General features: G+C 70.0%; 13 protein-coding genes and 1 other RNA gene. 7 read left to right on the top strand and 7 right to left on the bottom strand.

The features are described from left to right. Positions 1-67 precede the first annotated feature (67 nt). The 5 genes from ACFYOY_RS37290 (at position 68) to yicI (ending at position 6,544) form a co-directional block, all read left to right on the top strand. Positions 68-961 carry a LysR substrate-binding domain-containing protein gene (locus ACFYOY_RS37290; protein WP_351895956.1) on the top strand — a complete coding sequence of 298 codons (894 nt, stop codon included), beginning with the start codon at positions 68-70 and terminating at the stop codon, positions 959-961. 240 nt (positions 962-1,201) lie between these two features. After that, positions 1,202-2,506, top strand: a complete 1,305-nt coding sequence (locus ACFYOY_RS37285) for an extracellular solute-binding protein (protein ID WP_388592076.1) — start codon at positions 1,202-1,204, stop codon at positions 2,504-2,506. Continuing rightward, positions 2,503-3,423: a carbohydrate ABC transporter permease gene (locus tag ACFYOY_RS37280; protein ID WP_388592074.1), complete on the top strand. Its 921-nt coding sequence runs from the start codon at positions 2,503-2,505 to the stop codon at positions 3,421-3,423. Before ACFYOY_RS37285 ends, ACFYOY_RS37280 begins: the two co-directional genes overlap by 4 nt. Positions 3,424-3,494: 71 nt before the next feature. Then, a complete protein-coding gene (locus ACFYOY_RS37275) occupies positions 3,495-4,259 on the top strand; it encodes a carbohydrate ABC transporter permease (protein WP_050994104.1) in 765 nt (254 codons plus the stop codon). Positions 4,260-4,273: 14 nt separating this feature from the next. Next, complete coding sequence (gene yicI / locus ACFYOY_RS37270) at positions 4,274-6,544, top strand: alpha-xylosidase (protein ID WP_388592072.1); 2,271 nt, start codon at positions 4,274-4,276, stop codon at positions 6,542-6,544. A 34-nt stretch (positions 6,545-6,578) separates the two neighbouring features. On the opposite strand, the gene dacB is transcribed toward yicI, so the two are convergent. Further along, positions 6,579-8,144 (bottom strand): D-alanyl-D-alanine carboxypeptidase/D-alanyl-D-alanine-endopeptidase, encoded by a 1,566-nt coding sequence (dacB, locus tag ACFYOY_RS37265; RefSeq protein ID WP_351895982.1) that lies wholly within the window; start codon positions 8,142-8,144, stop codon positions 6,579-6,581. A gap of 124 nt (positions 8,145-8,268) precedes the next feature. On the opposite strand from dacB, the gene ACFYOY_RS37260 reads away from it, so the two are divergent. Next, on the top strand, positions 8,269-8,676 hold the full coding sequence (locus ACFYOY_RS37260; protein WP_351895988.1) for a DUF3592 domain-containing protein: 408 nt from the start codon (positions 8,269-8,271) through the stop codon (positions 8,674-8,676). 85 nt (positions 8,677-8,761) lie between these two features. On the opposite strand, the gene ACFYOY_RS37255 is transcribed toward ACFYOY_RS37260, so the two are convergent. Next, positions 8,762-9,421, bottom strand: a complete 660-nt coding sequence (locus ACFYOY_RS37255) for a TetR family transcriptional regulator (RefSeq protein ID WP_351895993.1) — start codon at positions 9,419-9,421, stop codon at positions 8,762-8,764. A gap of 98 nt (positions 9,422-9,519) precedes the next feature. Here ACFYOY_RS37255 and ACFYOY_RS37250 point away from each other — a divergent pair, with 98 nt between their 5' ends. Beyond that, positions 9,520-10,446: a zinc-binding dehydrogenase gene (locus ACFYOY_RS37250; protein ID WP_388592069.1), complete on the top strand. Its 927-nt coding sequence runs from the start codon at positions 9,520-9,522 to the stop codon at positions 10,444-10,446. A gap of 63 nt (positions 10,447-10,509) precedes the next feature. Here ACFYOY_RS37250 and ssrA read toward each other — a convergent pair. The 5 genes from ssrA to ftsE all read right to left on the bottom strand — a co-directional run bounded on the left by ssrA (position 10,510) and on the right by ftsE (position 14,374). After that, positions 10,510-10,879: a transfer-messenger RNA gene (gene ssrA / locus ACFYOY_RS37245) on the bottom strand. A 106-nt stretch (positions 10,880-10,985) separates the two neighbouring features. Further along, positions 10,986-11,465, bottom strand: a complete 480-nt coding sequence (smpB, locus tag ACFYOY_RS37240; RefSeq protein ID WP_211125280.1) for an SsrA-binding protein SmpB — start codon at positions 11,463-11,465, stop codon at positions 10,986-10,988. 18 nt (positions 11,466-11,483) lie between these two features. After that, positions 11,484-12,695, bottom strand: a complete 1,212-nt coding sequence (locus ACFYOY_RS37235; protein WP_351896008.1) for a S41 family peptidase — start codon at positions 12,693-12,695, stop codon at positions 11,484-11,486. Between the two features lie 68 nt (positions 12,696-12,763). Then, on the bottom strand, positions 12,764-13,675 hold the full coding sequence (gene ftsX / locus ACFYOY_RS37230) for a permease-like cell division protein FtsX (RefSeq protein WP_020870885.1): 912 nt from the start codon (positions 13,673-13,675) through the stop codon (positions 12,764-12,766). A gap of 9 nt (positions 13,676-13,684) precedes the next feature. Further along, a complete protein-coding gene (ftsE, locus tag ACFYOY_RS37225; RefSeq protein ID WP_078641768.1) occupies positions 13,685-14,374 on the bottom strand; it encodes a cell division ATP-binding protein FtsE in 690 nt (229 codons plus the stop codon). Positions 14,375-14,562 lie beyond the last annotated feature (188 nt).

The following is a 14,562-nucleotide window of genomic DNA, read 5'->3' as shown; positions in this document are numbered from 1 at the left end:
GGTATTTTCTTCTTTGATATATGAGAGGTGAAGGGATTATTCGCGATCGGATATAGGCTTGGCTCTCATGGAGCTGCGCCATCTGCGCTATGCGCTCGCCCTCTCCGAGCACGCCCACTTCGGCCGCGCCGCCGCCGCGCTGGGCATTCGGCAGCCGCCGCTGTCCCAGCAGATCAAGGCGCTGGAGACCGAGTTGGGCGTACGGCTCTTCGACCGCACCGGGCACGGGGTGCGGCCCACCGCCGCGGGCGAGGCGTTCCTGGCCCGGGCCCGGCAGGTGCTGGACCATCTCGACCTCGCCGTACGGGACGCGGCCGACGCCGGCCGGGGCGAGACCGGTTCGCTCGCCATCGGCTTCCTCGGCACCGCGCTGGCCGCCGTGCTGCCCGAGGTGCTCACCGCCTTCCGGACCCGCCGCCCGCAGGTCCGGCTGGAGCTGCGCGAACTCCCCAGCGCCCGGCAGATCGAGGCGCTGCTGGACGGCAGCCTGGACGCCGGGGTCATTTGCGGCCCGCCGCCCGCGGCCGCCCGGCGGCGGCTGAGCAGCCTTCCGCTGGGTCGGGAGACCCTGGTGGCGGCGGTGCCGTCCGGCCATCCGCTGGCCGGTGCCGCGTCCGTGCCCGTACGGGCGCTGGACGGCGAGCCGCTGATCCTCTCCTCCCGGCAGGCCGAGCCCGCCGCCGCCGATGTGGCGCTCGCCGTATGCCGCGCCGCCGGCGTCGAGCCGAGGATCGCGCATGAGGCGCACAATCTGCACACCCTGCTCGGGCTGGTCGCCTGCGGGCTGGGGATCGGCATCGGACCGGCGGGGATGCGGCGGTTCCGGCATGTGGGGGTGGACCTGCTGCCGCTGGAACCGGCCGCCGCCGGGCTGGAGTTCCACCTCGCGCATCGCTTCGGACCGGTGCCGAGCGTCCTGGGCGCCTTCCTCCGCACGGTGCGCCAGGTCCATCGGGGCTGAGGCCCTCCCGCAAAGCTTCCGGGCGCTGAGGTCTTCCGGCCGGGGCACCTCCCAGCGGTAGCTGCGGGAGGCTGAGGCGCCCCGGAGGCGAACCGAGCCCCAAAAGAGGGGCCCGCTCCCTGCTCGTTTTGTCAACGGCATTGACATATCTCTCTCACCCCTCGTATACCTCTCCCCATCGAAGCGCTTCGACGAACGTTGCACGTGCGCCATTCCTTCCCACCCTCCCGGAGGCAGCGGATGTTGACGGCACGGAAACGGACGAAACGAACAGTGGCCGTCATCGCGGCCGCGCTCGCGGGATCCCTGGTCATGGCGGGTTGCGGGGGCGGCGGGGACGAGGCCGGGGACGGCAAGTCGCTCACGCTGTGGCACTACGAGGCGCCCAACAGCGCCATGGGCATCGCCTGGAAGCAGGCGATCGAGGAATTCAAGAAGAGCCATCCGGGCGTGTCGGTGAAGGTCGAGGAGAAGGGCTTCGAACAGATCCAGAAGACCGCCTCGATGGTCCTCAACTCCGGTGACGCACCCGACCTGATGGAGTACAACAAGGGCAACGCCACCACCGGGCTGCTCTCCAAACAGGGCCTGCTCACCGACCTCACCCCCGAGGTCACCAAACGCGGCTGGGACAAGCCGCTCAGCCCCGGGGTGCGCACCACCAGCCGCTACGACGCACAGGGCGTGATGGGCTCCGGCAATTGGTACGGGATCCCCAACTACGCCGAGTACACGATGGTCTTCTACAACAAGACCCTCTTCGAGAAGCACCACGTCAAGGTCCCGACCACCTTCGCCGAATTCACCGCCGCCCTGGAGGCGTTCAAGGACAAGGGCGTCACCCCGCTCGCCAGCGCGGGCGCCGAATACCCCGCCCACCAGTACGTCTACCAACTCGCCCTGACCAAGGCCGACCGCTCCTGGGTGGACGCCTACGAGCAGTACAAGGGCAAGCCGGACTTCCACGACGCCGCCTGGACCTATGGCGCCACCACCTTCGCCGACTGGGTCAAGAAGGGCTATATCGCCAAGAGTTCGAGCGGCGCCAAGGCCGAGGACGCGGGCGCGGCCTTCATCGCGGGGAAGTACCCGATGTTCTTCTCCGGCAGCTGGTGGTTCGGCCGCTTCAAGTCCGAGATGAAGGACCAGTGGGGCACGTTCCGCTTCCCCGGCTCCCAGCTCACCCTCGGCTCCGGTGGCAATCTCTGGGTCGTCCCCAAGGGCGCCAAGAACAAGGAACTCGCCTACGACTTCATCGACATCACGATGAAGAAAGGCATCCAGAACACCCTCGGCAACAACGGCGGAGTCCCCGTGGCCGCCGACCCCTCAGCGATCACCGACCCCAAGTCCAGGAGTCTGATCCAGGACTTCACCGCCTACTCCGACGGCGACGGCCTGGCCTTCTATCCCGACTGGCCGGTCCCCGGCTTCTACGACACCCTCGTCTCCGAGACCCAGAAGCTGATCATCGGCAGCGCGGATCCCGACGCGTATCTGGACGCGCTGAAGAAGGCGTACGACGCGGGCGCGCCGAAGGGATGAGCACCCACAGCCACGGCGTACAAGGGCGTCGCCGCGAGTATCCGTACGCCCTGTTCCTGCTCCCCGGCGCGCTGGCCTTCCTCGCCGTCATCGTCGTCCCGTTCCTGATGAACACCGGGATCAGTCTCACCCACTGGCAGGGGGTGGGCAGCCCGAAGTGGGCCGGGCTGGACAACTACCGCGCCCTGCTGGACGACTCCGCCTTCTGGGAGTCCTTCCGGCACAGCCTCGCGATGGTGGTGGCGATGGCCGTGCTCCCCACCGTGCTCGGCCTGGTGCTGGCCGCCGCGCTCTTCGACTACGTCGCCAAGCACATCGGCACCCGCACCGCGAGCGTGCTGCGCGCCTGCTTCTATCTGCCGCAGGTGCTGCCGATCGCGGTGGCCGGGATCGTCTGGAGCTGGATCCTCGCCCCGGAGGGCGGCGCGCTGAACGAGGCGCTGGACGCCGTCGGCCTCGGCTCGCTGCGCCATGACTGGCTGGGCGACCCGGACTTCGCGCTCTACAGCGTGATGGCCGTGATGGTCTGGGTCCAGCTGGGCTTTCCGCTGGTGGTCTTCATGGCGGGGCTGCAGCGCGCCGACCCGTCCCTGCACGAGGCGGCCGAGCTGGACGGGGCCTCGTGGTGGCGGCGGTTCTGGCATGTGACGCTGCCGCAGATCCGCCCGGAGATCTCCGTCGTGCTGCTGTGGTGCACCATCGCGGCGCTCAAGGTCTTCGGCGCGGTGTATGTGCTCACCAAGGGCGGGCCCGGTGGGGCCACCAATGTCCCCTCGTACTTCTCCTTCCAGTCGTTCTTCGAGAAGACGCAGGTCGGCTACGGCTCCGCGGTCTCCACCGCCCTCACCGTGATCATCCTGGCGCTGGCCCTGGTGGCCTTGCGCCTGCAAACCCGGGCGGAGGACCAGCAGCGGTGAACGCCCACAAGCGACACCACACCCCGGCCCGCTTTCCGGTGCTGGCCGCGCTGGCCGTGGCGGCCGTACTCATGGTGCTGCCGTTCCTCGTGGTGGCCCTCAACGCGGTGAAATCGCCCGCGGAGTACTCGGCGAACGGCCCGCTGAGCCTGCCCGAGGGGATTCATCTGGACGGGCTGCGGGACTTCTGGCAGCGGGTCGACTTCGGCCGGAAGCTGTTCAACTCCGCGCTGATCTCCGGCTCGGTGGCGGTGCTCGCCGCGCTGCTGTCCGTGCTCAACGCGTATGCGATCGGCATCGGGCGGGTCAAGGGCCGCCCCTGGGTACTGGCCTTCTTCGTGCTGGCCAACATGCTGCCGCAGGAGGCCCTGGTCTATCCCGTGTACTACCTGTCCAAGCAGGTGGGCCTGTACGACACCCGGCTGAGCGTGATCATCGTCTTCACCGTGATCCAGTCGGCCTTCGGCACCTATCTGCTCTCCTCCGTGCTCGGCGCCTTCCCCAAGGAGGTCATCGAGGCGGCCCGGATCGACGGCGCCAACAAGTGGCAGGTGCTGTGGCGGGTGGTGGTGCCGGTCAGCCGCCCCACCCTCGGGGTGCTGCTGGTCTTCTTCTTCATCTGGACCTGGAACGAGTTCCTGCTGCCTCTGGTGATGCTGATCTCCAACGACAACCAGACGGTCTCGGTGGCGCTCGGCGTCCTCCAGGGCCAGCGGCTGATGGACGCCACCATGACCAACGCGGCCGCCCTGCTCGGGGTGCTCCCCGCGTTCTGCTTCTTCCTGATCTTCCAGCGGACCCTGACCCGTGGCATCGCCATGGGCGCGGTCAAATGAACGAGGAGGGCCGCATGAAGTTCAGCGACGGCTACTGGAGGCTGCGCGAGGGCGTCCGCGCCGCGTACCCCCAGGGGGTGCTCGATGTGGAGACCGGCCCCGGCACCCTCACCGTCCACGCCCCCACCCATCCCGTCCGCCACCGCGGCGATCTGCTCAAGGGCCCCGCCCTCACCCTGACCTGCACCTCCCCCATGCCCGATGTCATCGCCATCCGGATCACCCACTTCGCCGGCGGGGTGGAGCGCGGCCCGTCCTTCGAGATCGCCCGCCAGGAGTGCGACGCCGAGGTGAGCTGCGACGCCGAGGAGGCCCGGCTCACCTCGGGCGCGCTCTCGGTGCGCTTCGCCCGCACCGGGCCCTGGCGGATGGACCTCGAGGCCGCCGGGCGCACGCTCACCAGCAGCGGCGCCAAGGACATGGGCATCATGGAGACCCCCGACGGCCACCACCACCTGCGCGAACGGCTCGCGCTGCGGGTCGGCACCTCCGTCTACGGCCTCGGTGAGCGCTTCGGCCCGCTGGTGAGGAACGGCCAGGCCACCGACATCTGGAACGCCGACGGCGGCACCGCCACCGAACAGGCGTACAAGAACGTCCCGTTCTTCCTCACCGACGCGGGCTACGGCGTCTTCGTCGACCACCCCGGCCGGGTCTCCTTCGAGGTCGGCTCGGAGACGGTCTCCCGGATCCAGTTCAGCGCCCGGGACCAGGAGCTCACGTACTACGTCATCCACGGGCCCACCCCCAAGGAGATCCTGCGCCGCTACACCGCGCTCACCGGCCGCCCCGCGCTGCCGCCCGCGTGGTCCTTCGGGTTGTGGCTGTCCACCTCCTTCACCACCTCCTACGACGAGGAGACGGTCAGCGGCTTCGTGGACGGCATGGCGGAGCGCGGACTGCCGCTGTCCGTCTTCCACTTCGACTGCTTCTGGATGCGCGAGTACCAGTGGTGCGACTTCACCTGGGATCCGCGGGTCTTCCCCGACCCGGAGGGCATGCTGCGCCGACTGCGCGAGCGGGACCTGCGGATCTGCGTCTGGATCAATCCGTACATCGGCCAGCGCTCCCCACTCTTCGCCGAGGGCAAGGCGGCCGGCTATCTGCTGAAGCGGCCGGACGGCTCGGTGTGGCAGTGGGACCTGTGGCAGCCGGGCATGGCGCTGGTGGACTTCACCGACCCCGACGCCCGCGCCTGGTACGCGGCCAAGCTGACCGCGCTGCTGGACATGGGCGTGGACTGCTTCAAGACCGACTTCGGCGAGCGGGTGCCCACCGACGCGGTGTACGCGGACGGCTCCGACCCCGAGCGGATGCACAACTACTACACCCACCTCTACAACCGCACCGTCCACGAGGCGCTGCGCGAGCGGCGCGGTGAGCGCGAGGCGGTGGTCTTCGCGCGCTCGGCCACGGCGGGCGGCCAGCGGTTCCCGGTGCACTGGGGCGGCGACTGCGAGTCCACCTACGAGGCGATGGCCGAATCGCTGCGCGGCGGGCTCTCGCTGGGGCTGTCCGGCTTCGGCTTCTGGAGCCATGACATCGGCGGCTTCGAGGGCACCCCGGACCCGGCCCTGTTCAAGCGGTGGATCGCCTTCGGGCTGCTGTCCTCGCACAGCAGACTGCACGGCTCGTCCTCCTACCGGGTGCCGTGGCACTTCGACGAGGAGTCGGTCGAGGTACTGCGCTTCTTCACCCGGCTGAAGCTGCGGCTGATGCCGTATCTGTACGAGGCGGCGCGGCAGGCGCACACCGAGGGCGTCCCGGTGATGCGCGCCATGGTCCTGGAGTTCCCCGACGACCCGGGATGCGCGGGCCTGGAGCGGCAGTACATGCTCGGCGGGGATCTGCTGGTCGCCCCGGTCTTCGACGACGAGGGCGAGGTGAGCTACTACGTGCCCGAGGGCGTCTGGACGCATGTGCCGAGCGGGCGGACGGTGCACGGCCCGCGCTGGGTGCGCGAGACCCACGGCTTCCGCAGCGTCCCGCTGCTGGCCCGGCCCGGCGCGGTGATTCCGTTCGGGGCGGCCGACGACCGCCCCGACGCCGACTGGGCGGACGGGATCACGCTGCGGGTGTACGAACCGGCGGCGGGCCGCCCGGTCACGGTGCGGGTGCCGCGCCCGGACGGCACGACGGCCGCCACCTTCACCGTCGTCCGGGAGGGGGCGGTGCTGCGCGCCGAGGCCGCCGGCACCTCGGCGCCCTGGCGGCTGGAGGTGGCCGGCGGCCCGTCGGCCGAGGCGGCGGCGGGGACGGCGGTGCTGACGCTGCCGATGCCGTAGCCGTAGCCGTAGCGCTAGGGCCTAGGGCTAGCGCTCAGCAGCGCCGGGGCTTGACCCAGGCGCATTCGAGTCCGGCGTCGGCCGTGGCGCCCCGTACGGCACGGGGCCGCACCGCCTCCGCATGGCCCTCGCCGGACTTCGCGAGCGTCACCACGATCGCGTCCTCCAGGCTCTTCACCGACTCCGCGAGGTAGTTGTTGAGGACGACGCTGTAGACCAGCTCCCTGCCGTCCGCGTCGGTGACATAGCCGGAGAGCGCGGAGGCGCCGGTCAGGGAGCCGGTCTTGCCACGTGCGTTGCCGGCCGCCGGGGTGGAGCACATCCGCGTCCGCAGCGTGCCGCCCACGAACCGGTCCGGGGCGCAGGCCACCGGCAGCGAGGCGTACCAGTCGGCGTACCAGGGCTCGTCGCGCACCGACAGCAGCAGCTCGGTGAGGCGCCCGGCCGCGATGTTGTCCATCCGGGACAGCCCCGAGCCGTCGACCTGGCGCACCGCGCCGGTGTCCACGCCCTGCTTCTTCAGCCAGTCGGCGATGGCGCCGAGCCCCGCGTCCCAGGTGCCGCGACCGGCCGTCGCGTAGCCGATGGCCTTGGTGAGCGCCTCGGCGTGGATGTTGTTGGACAGCTTCATGAAGGGGATCAGCAGTTCCTTGAGCGGCATGGAGCGGTGCGCGGCGAGCGTCCGGGCATCCGCCGGAGTGGCCCTGCCCAGGCGGGTGGGCCCGGCCACGCGGACGCCGTGCCGGTCGAGGGCGTCGGCGAAGACCGAGGCGGCGTAGCCGGTGGGACCCCAGACGCTGACCCACTCCTTGGCGGTCGCCGCCCCGGCCGGAATCGCACCGCTGACGGTGATGGTGTTGGATCCGTGCCCCCGCTCGACGGTGAGGCTGCCGCTTCCGGTGGTCGCGCGGTTGTCGATCCGTACGTAGGAGTTCGGCGGCGTGACCGTGGCCTTCGGCCGGTCGCCGGCGGCCGCGCCCGGGGCGACCTCCACGATGACGCTGCCCGCGTCGTAGTCGGTGTCGGGGGCCAGCGTCAGCGCGGAGATCTGCGCCGCGTAGTACGAGGACTCGTCGTCGGCCGCCCAGGAGCGGCCCACCCGCTGCGCGTCGAAGCGGGTGTCATCGGCGATCAGCCGCCCGCTGACCTTGGTGATGCCCGCGTCGGCGACGCTCTTGGCCAAGCGGTCGTAGTCCCCCGCGAGCATCGTGGGGTCGCCGGTGCCGCGCAGATACAGATCGCCCCGGAGCGTACGGCCGTGGCGGCTGCCGTCGGTCAGCACATCGGTGCCGAAGCGGTGGTCGGGGCCGAGCAGCCCCATGGCGGCGGCCGAGGTGAACAGCTTGGTGTTGGAGGCGGGCATCAGCCGGTCGTCGGCCCGGTGCCGGTAGAGGGCGGCGCCGGAGTCGGCGTCGGCGACCACTACCCCGGCCGCGCCGCCCCTCAGCAGGGGGTCGGCGAGGATGGTGTCGAGGGCGTCGCCGATCCCGGCGCGGGAGGTGTCCGCACCGGCAGGCGAGCTCCAGGTGAGGGTGCAGGCGAGTCCGATGACGAGGGGCCAGATCCAGCCGCTCACACGACGCTTCAGGGGTCTGCTCATGTCACGGGAGGATCCCGCACCCCGTCATTTCGCGACAGGGCGCGCGGGCGGCAACCGAAGTTCCGGATCAACACGTCTCCTGTGGCGGGCGGGGGAATCGAAGACGACGAGAGGTGATTCATCGATGGGCGCTCCCGCGGCCGAGGTGCTGTGCATCACGATCGGGCTGTTCCTCTACGCCCGCGCCGTCCGCGACACCCGGCTGGTGCGACGGCTGCGCCGCGAGGGGCTCCGTACGGAGGGGCTGGTAGTCGCCAACATCGTGGACCGCCGGGACCGGAACCGGAGCCCGACCCAGACGCCGGTCATCCGGTTCCACGACCACCAAGGCTACGAGGTGGAGTTCACGACCGCGATCCAGGGCATCGGGATGGGGCTGGCGACCGGCCGGAGAGTAGGCGTGGTGTACCTCCCGGGCGAGTCGCAAAAGGCCCGGGTGTGGATGCGGCGCCAGCTGGTGGGCCCGGCGGTGGGCATGACCCTGATCGGCACGCTCTTTCTCGGCTTCGGCCTAGTGATCGCCTTCAGCTGACCATCGCCCGTGGGGCGAGGGCGCGAGGTCACCGCCGTGGGCGGGCCGCTCAGCCGGCAGCCGGTCCGGGCGGAGGCGCCGGTCGTCAGGGGGACGTGGTCAGGGCGAGGCTTTCGGGAAGGGCGGCTACCGCCTCACGGAGGCGAGCGGCCAGACCCTCCGTGGTAGGCGGCTCGTCACAAGCCGCCTCGCCGGCCTCAGCGGCCCGCGCCACCCAACTCGCCAACGCCCCGTGGAACGCGGCGACCAGCATGTCCACGGCCAGCCGGGGCCGCAGGTCGCCCGGCCCCCCGAGGCCGAACCGGCGGTGCAGGATCTCCAGCGCCTGCTGCGTGGTGGCCTCGCAGAACTGCAGACCGTGCGCGCCCATCGAGGGGGTCCGCTCGGCCAGCCGCCGGCTGAGCAGCATCCGCCGGGCCCAGCCCTCGTCGTCCACCCGCTCCAGCGCGGCCAGCAACGCGTCCCGTCCCAGCTCCACGACCGGCAGCGCGCCCGGGTCCGCGGTCTCCAGCTCCTCCAGGAAGGCCCGCCACAGGTCCTGGTCGGGGGCCATCGCGACATCTTCCTTGCTGGTGAAGGTGCGGAAGAAGGTGCGCTTGGAGATCTCCACCACCTCGCACAGCTCATCCAGCGTCACCCCGCCGAAGCCGCGCCGGGTGAACAGCTCCAGCGCGGTGTCTATCAGCGCCTGACGGGTGCGCCGCTTCTTGCGTTCGCGCAGTGAGGAGTTGGGAGCGGCAGTCACGGCGAAAAGTGTAACCGTCGGCGACGATGCCACTTGCGCGCTTTTGCCACTCAGTGGCATAACTGTGATCGTCACCCTTCATCGAAAGGCGAACCGTCATGCGCGCCCTGCTCGTTGACCACTCCGCCCCCGCCGGCCTCCGCCTCGGCGAGGCCGGCGACCCCGAACCCGCCCCGCACCAGGCGCTGGTCCGGGTGACCGCCACCTCCCTCAACTACGGCGAGGTCGCCCACCGGACCGAGGCCCCCGAGGGCACCGTGCTGGGCTGGGACGCCGCCGGGGTGGTCGAGCGCGCGGCCGCCGACGGCTCCGGACCGGCCGCCGGAACCCCCGTCGTCACCCTGGGCGCGGACGGCGGCTGGGCGGAGCTGCGCGCGGTGGACACCGCGATGCTCGGCGTCCCGCCCGCCGGTGCCGACCCCGGCGCGATCAGCACCATCCCGGTCGCGGGCGCCAGCGCCCTGCGCGCCCTGCGCCGGATCGGCGACACTCTCGGCCGGCGCATCCTGGTCACGGGCGCCACCGGCGGCGTCGGCCGGTACGCCGTCCAGCTCGCCCGGCTCGGCGGCGCCCATGTCATCGCCTCCACCGGCGACCCGGACGCCCACGGCGACGGCCTGCGGACACTGGGCGCCCACCAGGTGGTCAGGGACCCGGCCGAAACCGACGAGCCGGTGCACGGAGTGGTCGACAACGTCGGCGGCCCGCAGCTGGTGGCGGCGTACGACAAACTCGCCGCGCACGGCACTCTGGTCTCCGTCGGCCATGTGACGGGGCAGCCCGAGACCTTCCCGTTCGGCGCCCTCTACGGAAACGAAGGCCGCCACGACCGCTCGATCGCCACCTTCTACCTGCTGGACGGCGCCGATATCGGCCCGGACCTCGGCTGGCTCGCGGAGCGCGTCGCGGCGGGCGACCTGGACCCCCAGATCACCTGGCGCGGCGGCTGGGACCGGGCCGAGGAGGCCGTCACCGCCCTGCTGGACCGCCGCCTCCACGGCAAGGCGGTCCTGGACATCGGCTGATCACGGGCCTGAAAACACGACGAGGGCCCCGCCGGCTGGCGGGGCCCTCGTCGTACATGGGATGAGTGGAGATGGCGGGAATCGAACCCGCGTCCACCGGTGTGGAATCAGGACTTCTCCGAGCGCAGTCCGCTGTGATTTTCTCGGCCCCGGAGATCACGCGGACAAGTCTCCGACGGGCTCAGTCACTGTTTGATTTCCCACTACGCCCCGTGACCGGGCTTAGTGGTTTAGTTCCCTAGCTGATGCCAGGATCCGGGTCGGGAACAGCCCCGGGCTGACACTTCGCAAGTCGCTACTTAGGCAGCGAGGGCGAAGGAATCGCGCTTGGTGTTGGCGATTATTGGTTGCGACATATGGTTAACGAGATCATTGCCGCTTCCTCGGCTCGCTTCTCCTGCTTCGACAGCCGCTGTCGAAACCGATCATCCCCATGTGGTGTTTTCAAAGGTGGTGCCGCGCCCTCGGAGGGGCACAGCGCCATCATAGGTGAACAACGCGCGACGGGGCCACATCATTCCCGCCGCCTGGAGCCCAGCTCAGGCCCGCTGCCGCCGCCGGGCCGCGGACATCGCCCGCTCGGACTCCCGGCGGTCCTGCCGCTCGCGGAGCGTCTGGCGCTTGTCGTACTCCTTCTTACCCTTGGCCAGCGCGATCTCGACCTTGGCCCGGCCGTCCTTGAAGTACAGGGCCAGCGGCACCAGGGTGTGCCCGGTCTCCTGCGTCTTGCCGATCAGCTTGTCGATCTCCGCCCGGTGCAGCAGCAGCTTCCGCCGGCGGCGCGCCGAGTGGTTGGTCCACGTCCCCTGGCTGTACTCGGGGATGTGCACGTTGTGCAGCCATGCCTCGCCGCCGTCGAGCTGGGCGAATCCGTCCACGAGCGAGGCACGCCCCTGACGCAGCGACTTCACCTCGGTCCCGGTCAGCACCAGACCGCACTCGTACGTATCCAGGATGTGATAGTCGTGCCGCGCCTTCTTGTTCTGCGCGATCAGCTTGCGACCCGTCTCTTTAGCCATAGCCAAGCCATTCTCGCACTAGGACCCGCCCCCGAGGCCACTCAATACCGTGCGTGCCCGCGCCTCGGCCGACGGGCCGTCGTCGCCCTTGACCCTCAGGTCCGGGTCGATGCCCTCGCCGTCGACGTTACGCCCGGCCGGGGTCCGGTAGTGGCCCACGGTGAGCTCGGCGACCGAGCCGTCGGGCAGTTCGCTCGGCATCTGCACCGAGCCCTTGCCGAAGGTGCGGGAGCCCACGACCACGGCGCGGCCGCGGTCCTGCAGGGCGCCGGTGAGCAGCTCGGCGGCGCTCATGGTGCCGCCGTCGACCAGCACCACCAGCGGGCTGTCGGTGTCGCCGCCCGGTCGCGCGTCGAGAACTCGCTGGTCACCACGGACGTCATAGGTGGCGACCAGGCCACCGTCGAGCAGGGAGGAGGCGGCGGTGACGGCCTCGGAGACCAGCCCGCCGGAGTTGCCCCGCAGATCGAGCAGGATGCCGTCGCCCCGGGGGGTGGAGCGCACCGCCCGCCGGATCCGCTCTCCGGTGCCCTTGGTGAACGAGTCGACCTTGATCCGGACGGCGCCGGGTCTGTGGGCGTCGTAGCCGCTGAGCCGGTCGACGGTCACCGGGTCGGTGGTCAGCCGGGCACGGCGGAGCTCTTGCGTCCACTTCTGTGCGCCACGCCGCAGCCCGAGCTCCACCCGGGTGCCCGGGGAGCCGTCGGCTGGGCCGCGCAGCAGGGCCACGACCTCGGTGACGGGCCGCCCGGTCACGTTCTTGCCGTCGACCGTGCGCAGCCGGTCACCGGCCCGGATCCCGGCCTTCTGGGCGGGGCTGCCGGGCTCGACGCGCTCGACCGCGATCCGCCCCTGGGCGTCCCGGTGGGCGGAGATCCCGACGCCGACGTACGCACCGTCGAGCTTCTGGCGGAAGCCCTCGTACTCACGGGCGCTGTAGACCGCGCCCCACCGGTCTCCGCTGCGGCTGACCACCTCACGGGCGGCCTTCGAACCGGACTTCCCGTCCTCCTGGGCCGCGGCCGCGGCCGCCTTGACCTGGTCGCTCTCGACCGCGCCGACATAGGCCCGAGCCGGCATCCGGGCGGGCTGGGGGGCCTGGCGCGGTCCGGGCTCGGCGCCCCAGGAACCGACGGCCGCCCCGGTGGCGAGCACGCTCACGAAGACCAATGTCAGGGCGGCCCCGTGGCGAATGCGGCGGGGATGGACGAACAAACACGGGCCCGACATGCCGGTGAGTGTAGGGCACCAACAGGCGCCGTACCGGGGGTTGTCCGGTACGGCACCGTAGGCGAATGTCACACCTTGAGGTACTTGCGCAACGCGAAGAACGCCGCGAGCGCGGGCATGAGCAGGCCAATCGCGAGCACCAGCGGCAGCTTGGCGAGCACCGCGTCCCAGCCGATGAAGTTGATCACATCGATCTTGTCCACCAGCCAGTTGTTGACCAGGAAGTACTGCCCGCTCACCAGCAGTACACAGGCGAAGCCCGCGCCCAGCAGCCCCGCGATGGCGGCCTCCATGATGAACGGCATCTGGATATAGAAGCTGGACGCGCCGACCAATCGCATGATCCCGGTCTCCCGGCGGCGGCTGAACGCCGACACCCGCACCGTGTTGACGATCAGCATCAACGCGACGATCAGCATCAGCGTCATCACGCCGAGCGCCGCGAAGTTCATGCCGTTGAGCAGATTGAACAGGTCGTCGACCAGGGCCTTTTGATCCTGGACCTCCTGCACCCCGGGGCGGGCGGCGAAGGCCGTGGAGATGACGTCATAGCGCTCGGGGTCCTTCAGCTTGATACGGAAGGACTCCTGCATCTGGTCCGGGGTCAGGGAATCGGCCAGCGGCGAGTCACCGAACTGCTCCTTGTAGTGCTTGTACGCCTCCTCACTGGTCTCGAAGTGCACCGACTCGACGATGTTCATCTGCTTGAGCTCGGACTCGATCTCCTGCTTCTGGGCCTCGGTGACCGCGCCCTTGGCGCAGTTGGCCGAGGTCTCCTTGTCGTTCTTGTTGCAGAGGAAGATCGAGACGTTGACCTTGTCGTACCAGTAGCCCTTCATCGTGCTCACCTGCTCGCGCATGAGCAGGGACCCGCCGAACAGGGCGAGCGAGAGGGCGACGGAGACGATGACCGCGAAGGTCATCGTGAGATTGCGGCGGAGACCGACGCCGATCTCCGACAGGACGAACTGGGCGCGCATGGCGTCCTTTCAGTGCTGGTAGCCGTAGACGCCGCGGGACTGGTCGCGGACGAGGCGGCCCTTCTCAAGTTCGATCACGCGCTTGCGCATCTGGTCCACGATCTGCTGGTCGTGTGTCGCCATGACGACGGTGGTGCCGGTCCGGTTGATCCGGTCCAGCAACTTCATGATGCCGACGGACGTCTGCGGGTCCAGGTTTCCCGTCGGCTCGTCGGCGATCAGCAGCATCGGACGGTTGACGAACGCGCGGGCGATGGCCACCCGCTGCTGTTCACCACCGGAGAGCTCGCCGGGCATACGGTCGTCTTTACCGCCCAGTCCCACCAGATCGAGCACCTCGGGGACGGTTTTCCGAATGGCGGTGCGCGGCTTGCCGATCACCTCGAGCGCGAAGGCGACATTCTCCCCGACCGTCTTGTTGGGGAGCAGCCGGAAATCCTGGAAGACGGTCCCCAACTGGCGGCGCATCTGCGGCACCTTCCAGTTGGACAGCCGCGCGAGATCTTTGCCGAGCACATGGACCGCGCCATGGCTGGCGCGCTCCTCGCGGAGGAGCAGCCGGAGGAAAGTGGACTTCCCCGACCCCGAGGAGCCCACGAGGAAGACGAACTCGCCCTTCTCGATCTCGAGCGAGACATCCCGGAGTGCGGGACGGTTCTGCTTGGGGTATGTCTTGGATACGTTGTCGAATCGGATCACTGGAGCACCACGGTGACCTGGGTAGCGGTACGGGCTGCAGCCGAAGCGGCTCCCGTCGGTGAGCGTGACCCTACGCGAAGCGCGCACGGGCGCGCAGTCCGCCGTCCGGCGTGGGTGGGTTTCTTCACTGCACTATTGGGGTCAAACGGTTGACAAACTGCCTGTCGTGGCGGCTGAAACGGCCACGA

Source organism: Streptomyces sp. NPDC007875 (assembly GCF_042868035.1).
Taxonomy (GTDB): domain Bacteria; phylum Actinomycetota; class Actinomycetes; order Streptomycetales; family Streptomycetaceae; genus Streptomyces; species Streptomyces antimycoticus.
This window is presented reverse-complemented; position numbering and strand designations above follow the sequence as displayed.

Coding starts and splice junctions, on each gene's coding strand:
- ACFYOY_RS37290 (WP_351895956.1), top strand. CDS start 68: ATGGAGCTGCGCCATCTGCGCTATGCGCTCGCCCTCTCCGAGCACGCC.
- ACFYOY_RS37285 (WP_388592076.1), top strand. CDS start 1,202: ATGTTGACGGCACGGAAACGGACGAAACGAACAGTGGCCGTCATCGCG.
- ACFYOY_RS37280 (WP_388592074.1), top strand. CDS start 2,503: ATGAGCACCCACAGCCACGGCGTACAAGGGCGTCGCCGCGAGTATCCG.
- ACFYOY_RS37275 (WP_050994104.1), top strand. CDS start 3,495: ATGGTGCTGCCGTTCCTCGTGGTGGCCCTCAACGCGGTGAAATCGCCC.
- yicI (WP_388592072.1), top strand. CDS start 4,274: ATGAAGTTCAGCGACGGCTACTGGAGGCTGCGCGAGGGCGTCCGCGCC.
- dacB (WP_351895982.1), bottom strand. CDS start 8,144: ATGAGCAGACCCCTGAAGCGTCGTGTGAGCGGCTGGATCTGGCCCCTC.
- ACFYOY_RS37260 (WP_351895988.1), top strand. CDS start 8,269: ATGGGCGCTCCCGCGGCCGAGGTGCTGTGCATCACGATCGGGCTGTTC.
- ACFYOY_RS37250 (WP_388592069.1), top strand. CDS start 9,520: ATGCGCGCCCTGCTCGTTGACCACTCCGCCCCCGCCGGCCTCCGCCTC.
- smpB (WP_211125280.1), bottom strand. CDS start 11,465: ATGGCTAAAGAGACGGGTCGCAAGCTGATCGCGCAGAACAAGAAGGCG.
- ACFYOY_RS37235 (WP_351896008.1), bottom strand. CDS start 12,695: ATGTCGGGCCCGTGTTTGTTCGTCCATCCCCGCCGCATTCGCCACGGG.
- ftsX (WP_020870885.1), bottom strand. CDS start 13,675: ATGCGCGCCCAGTTCGTCCTGTCGGAGATCGGCGTCGGTCTCCGCCGC.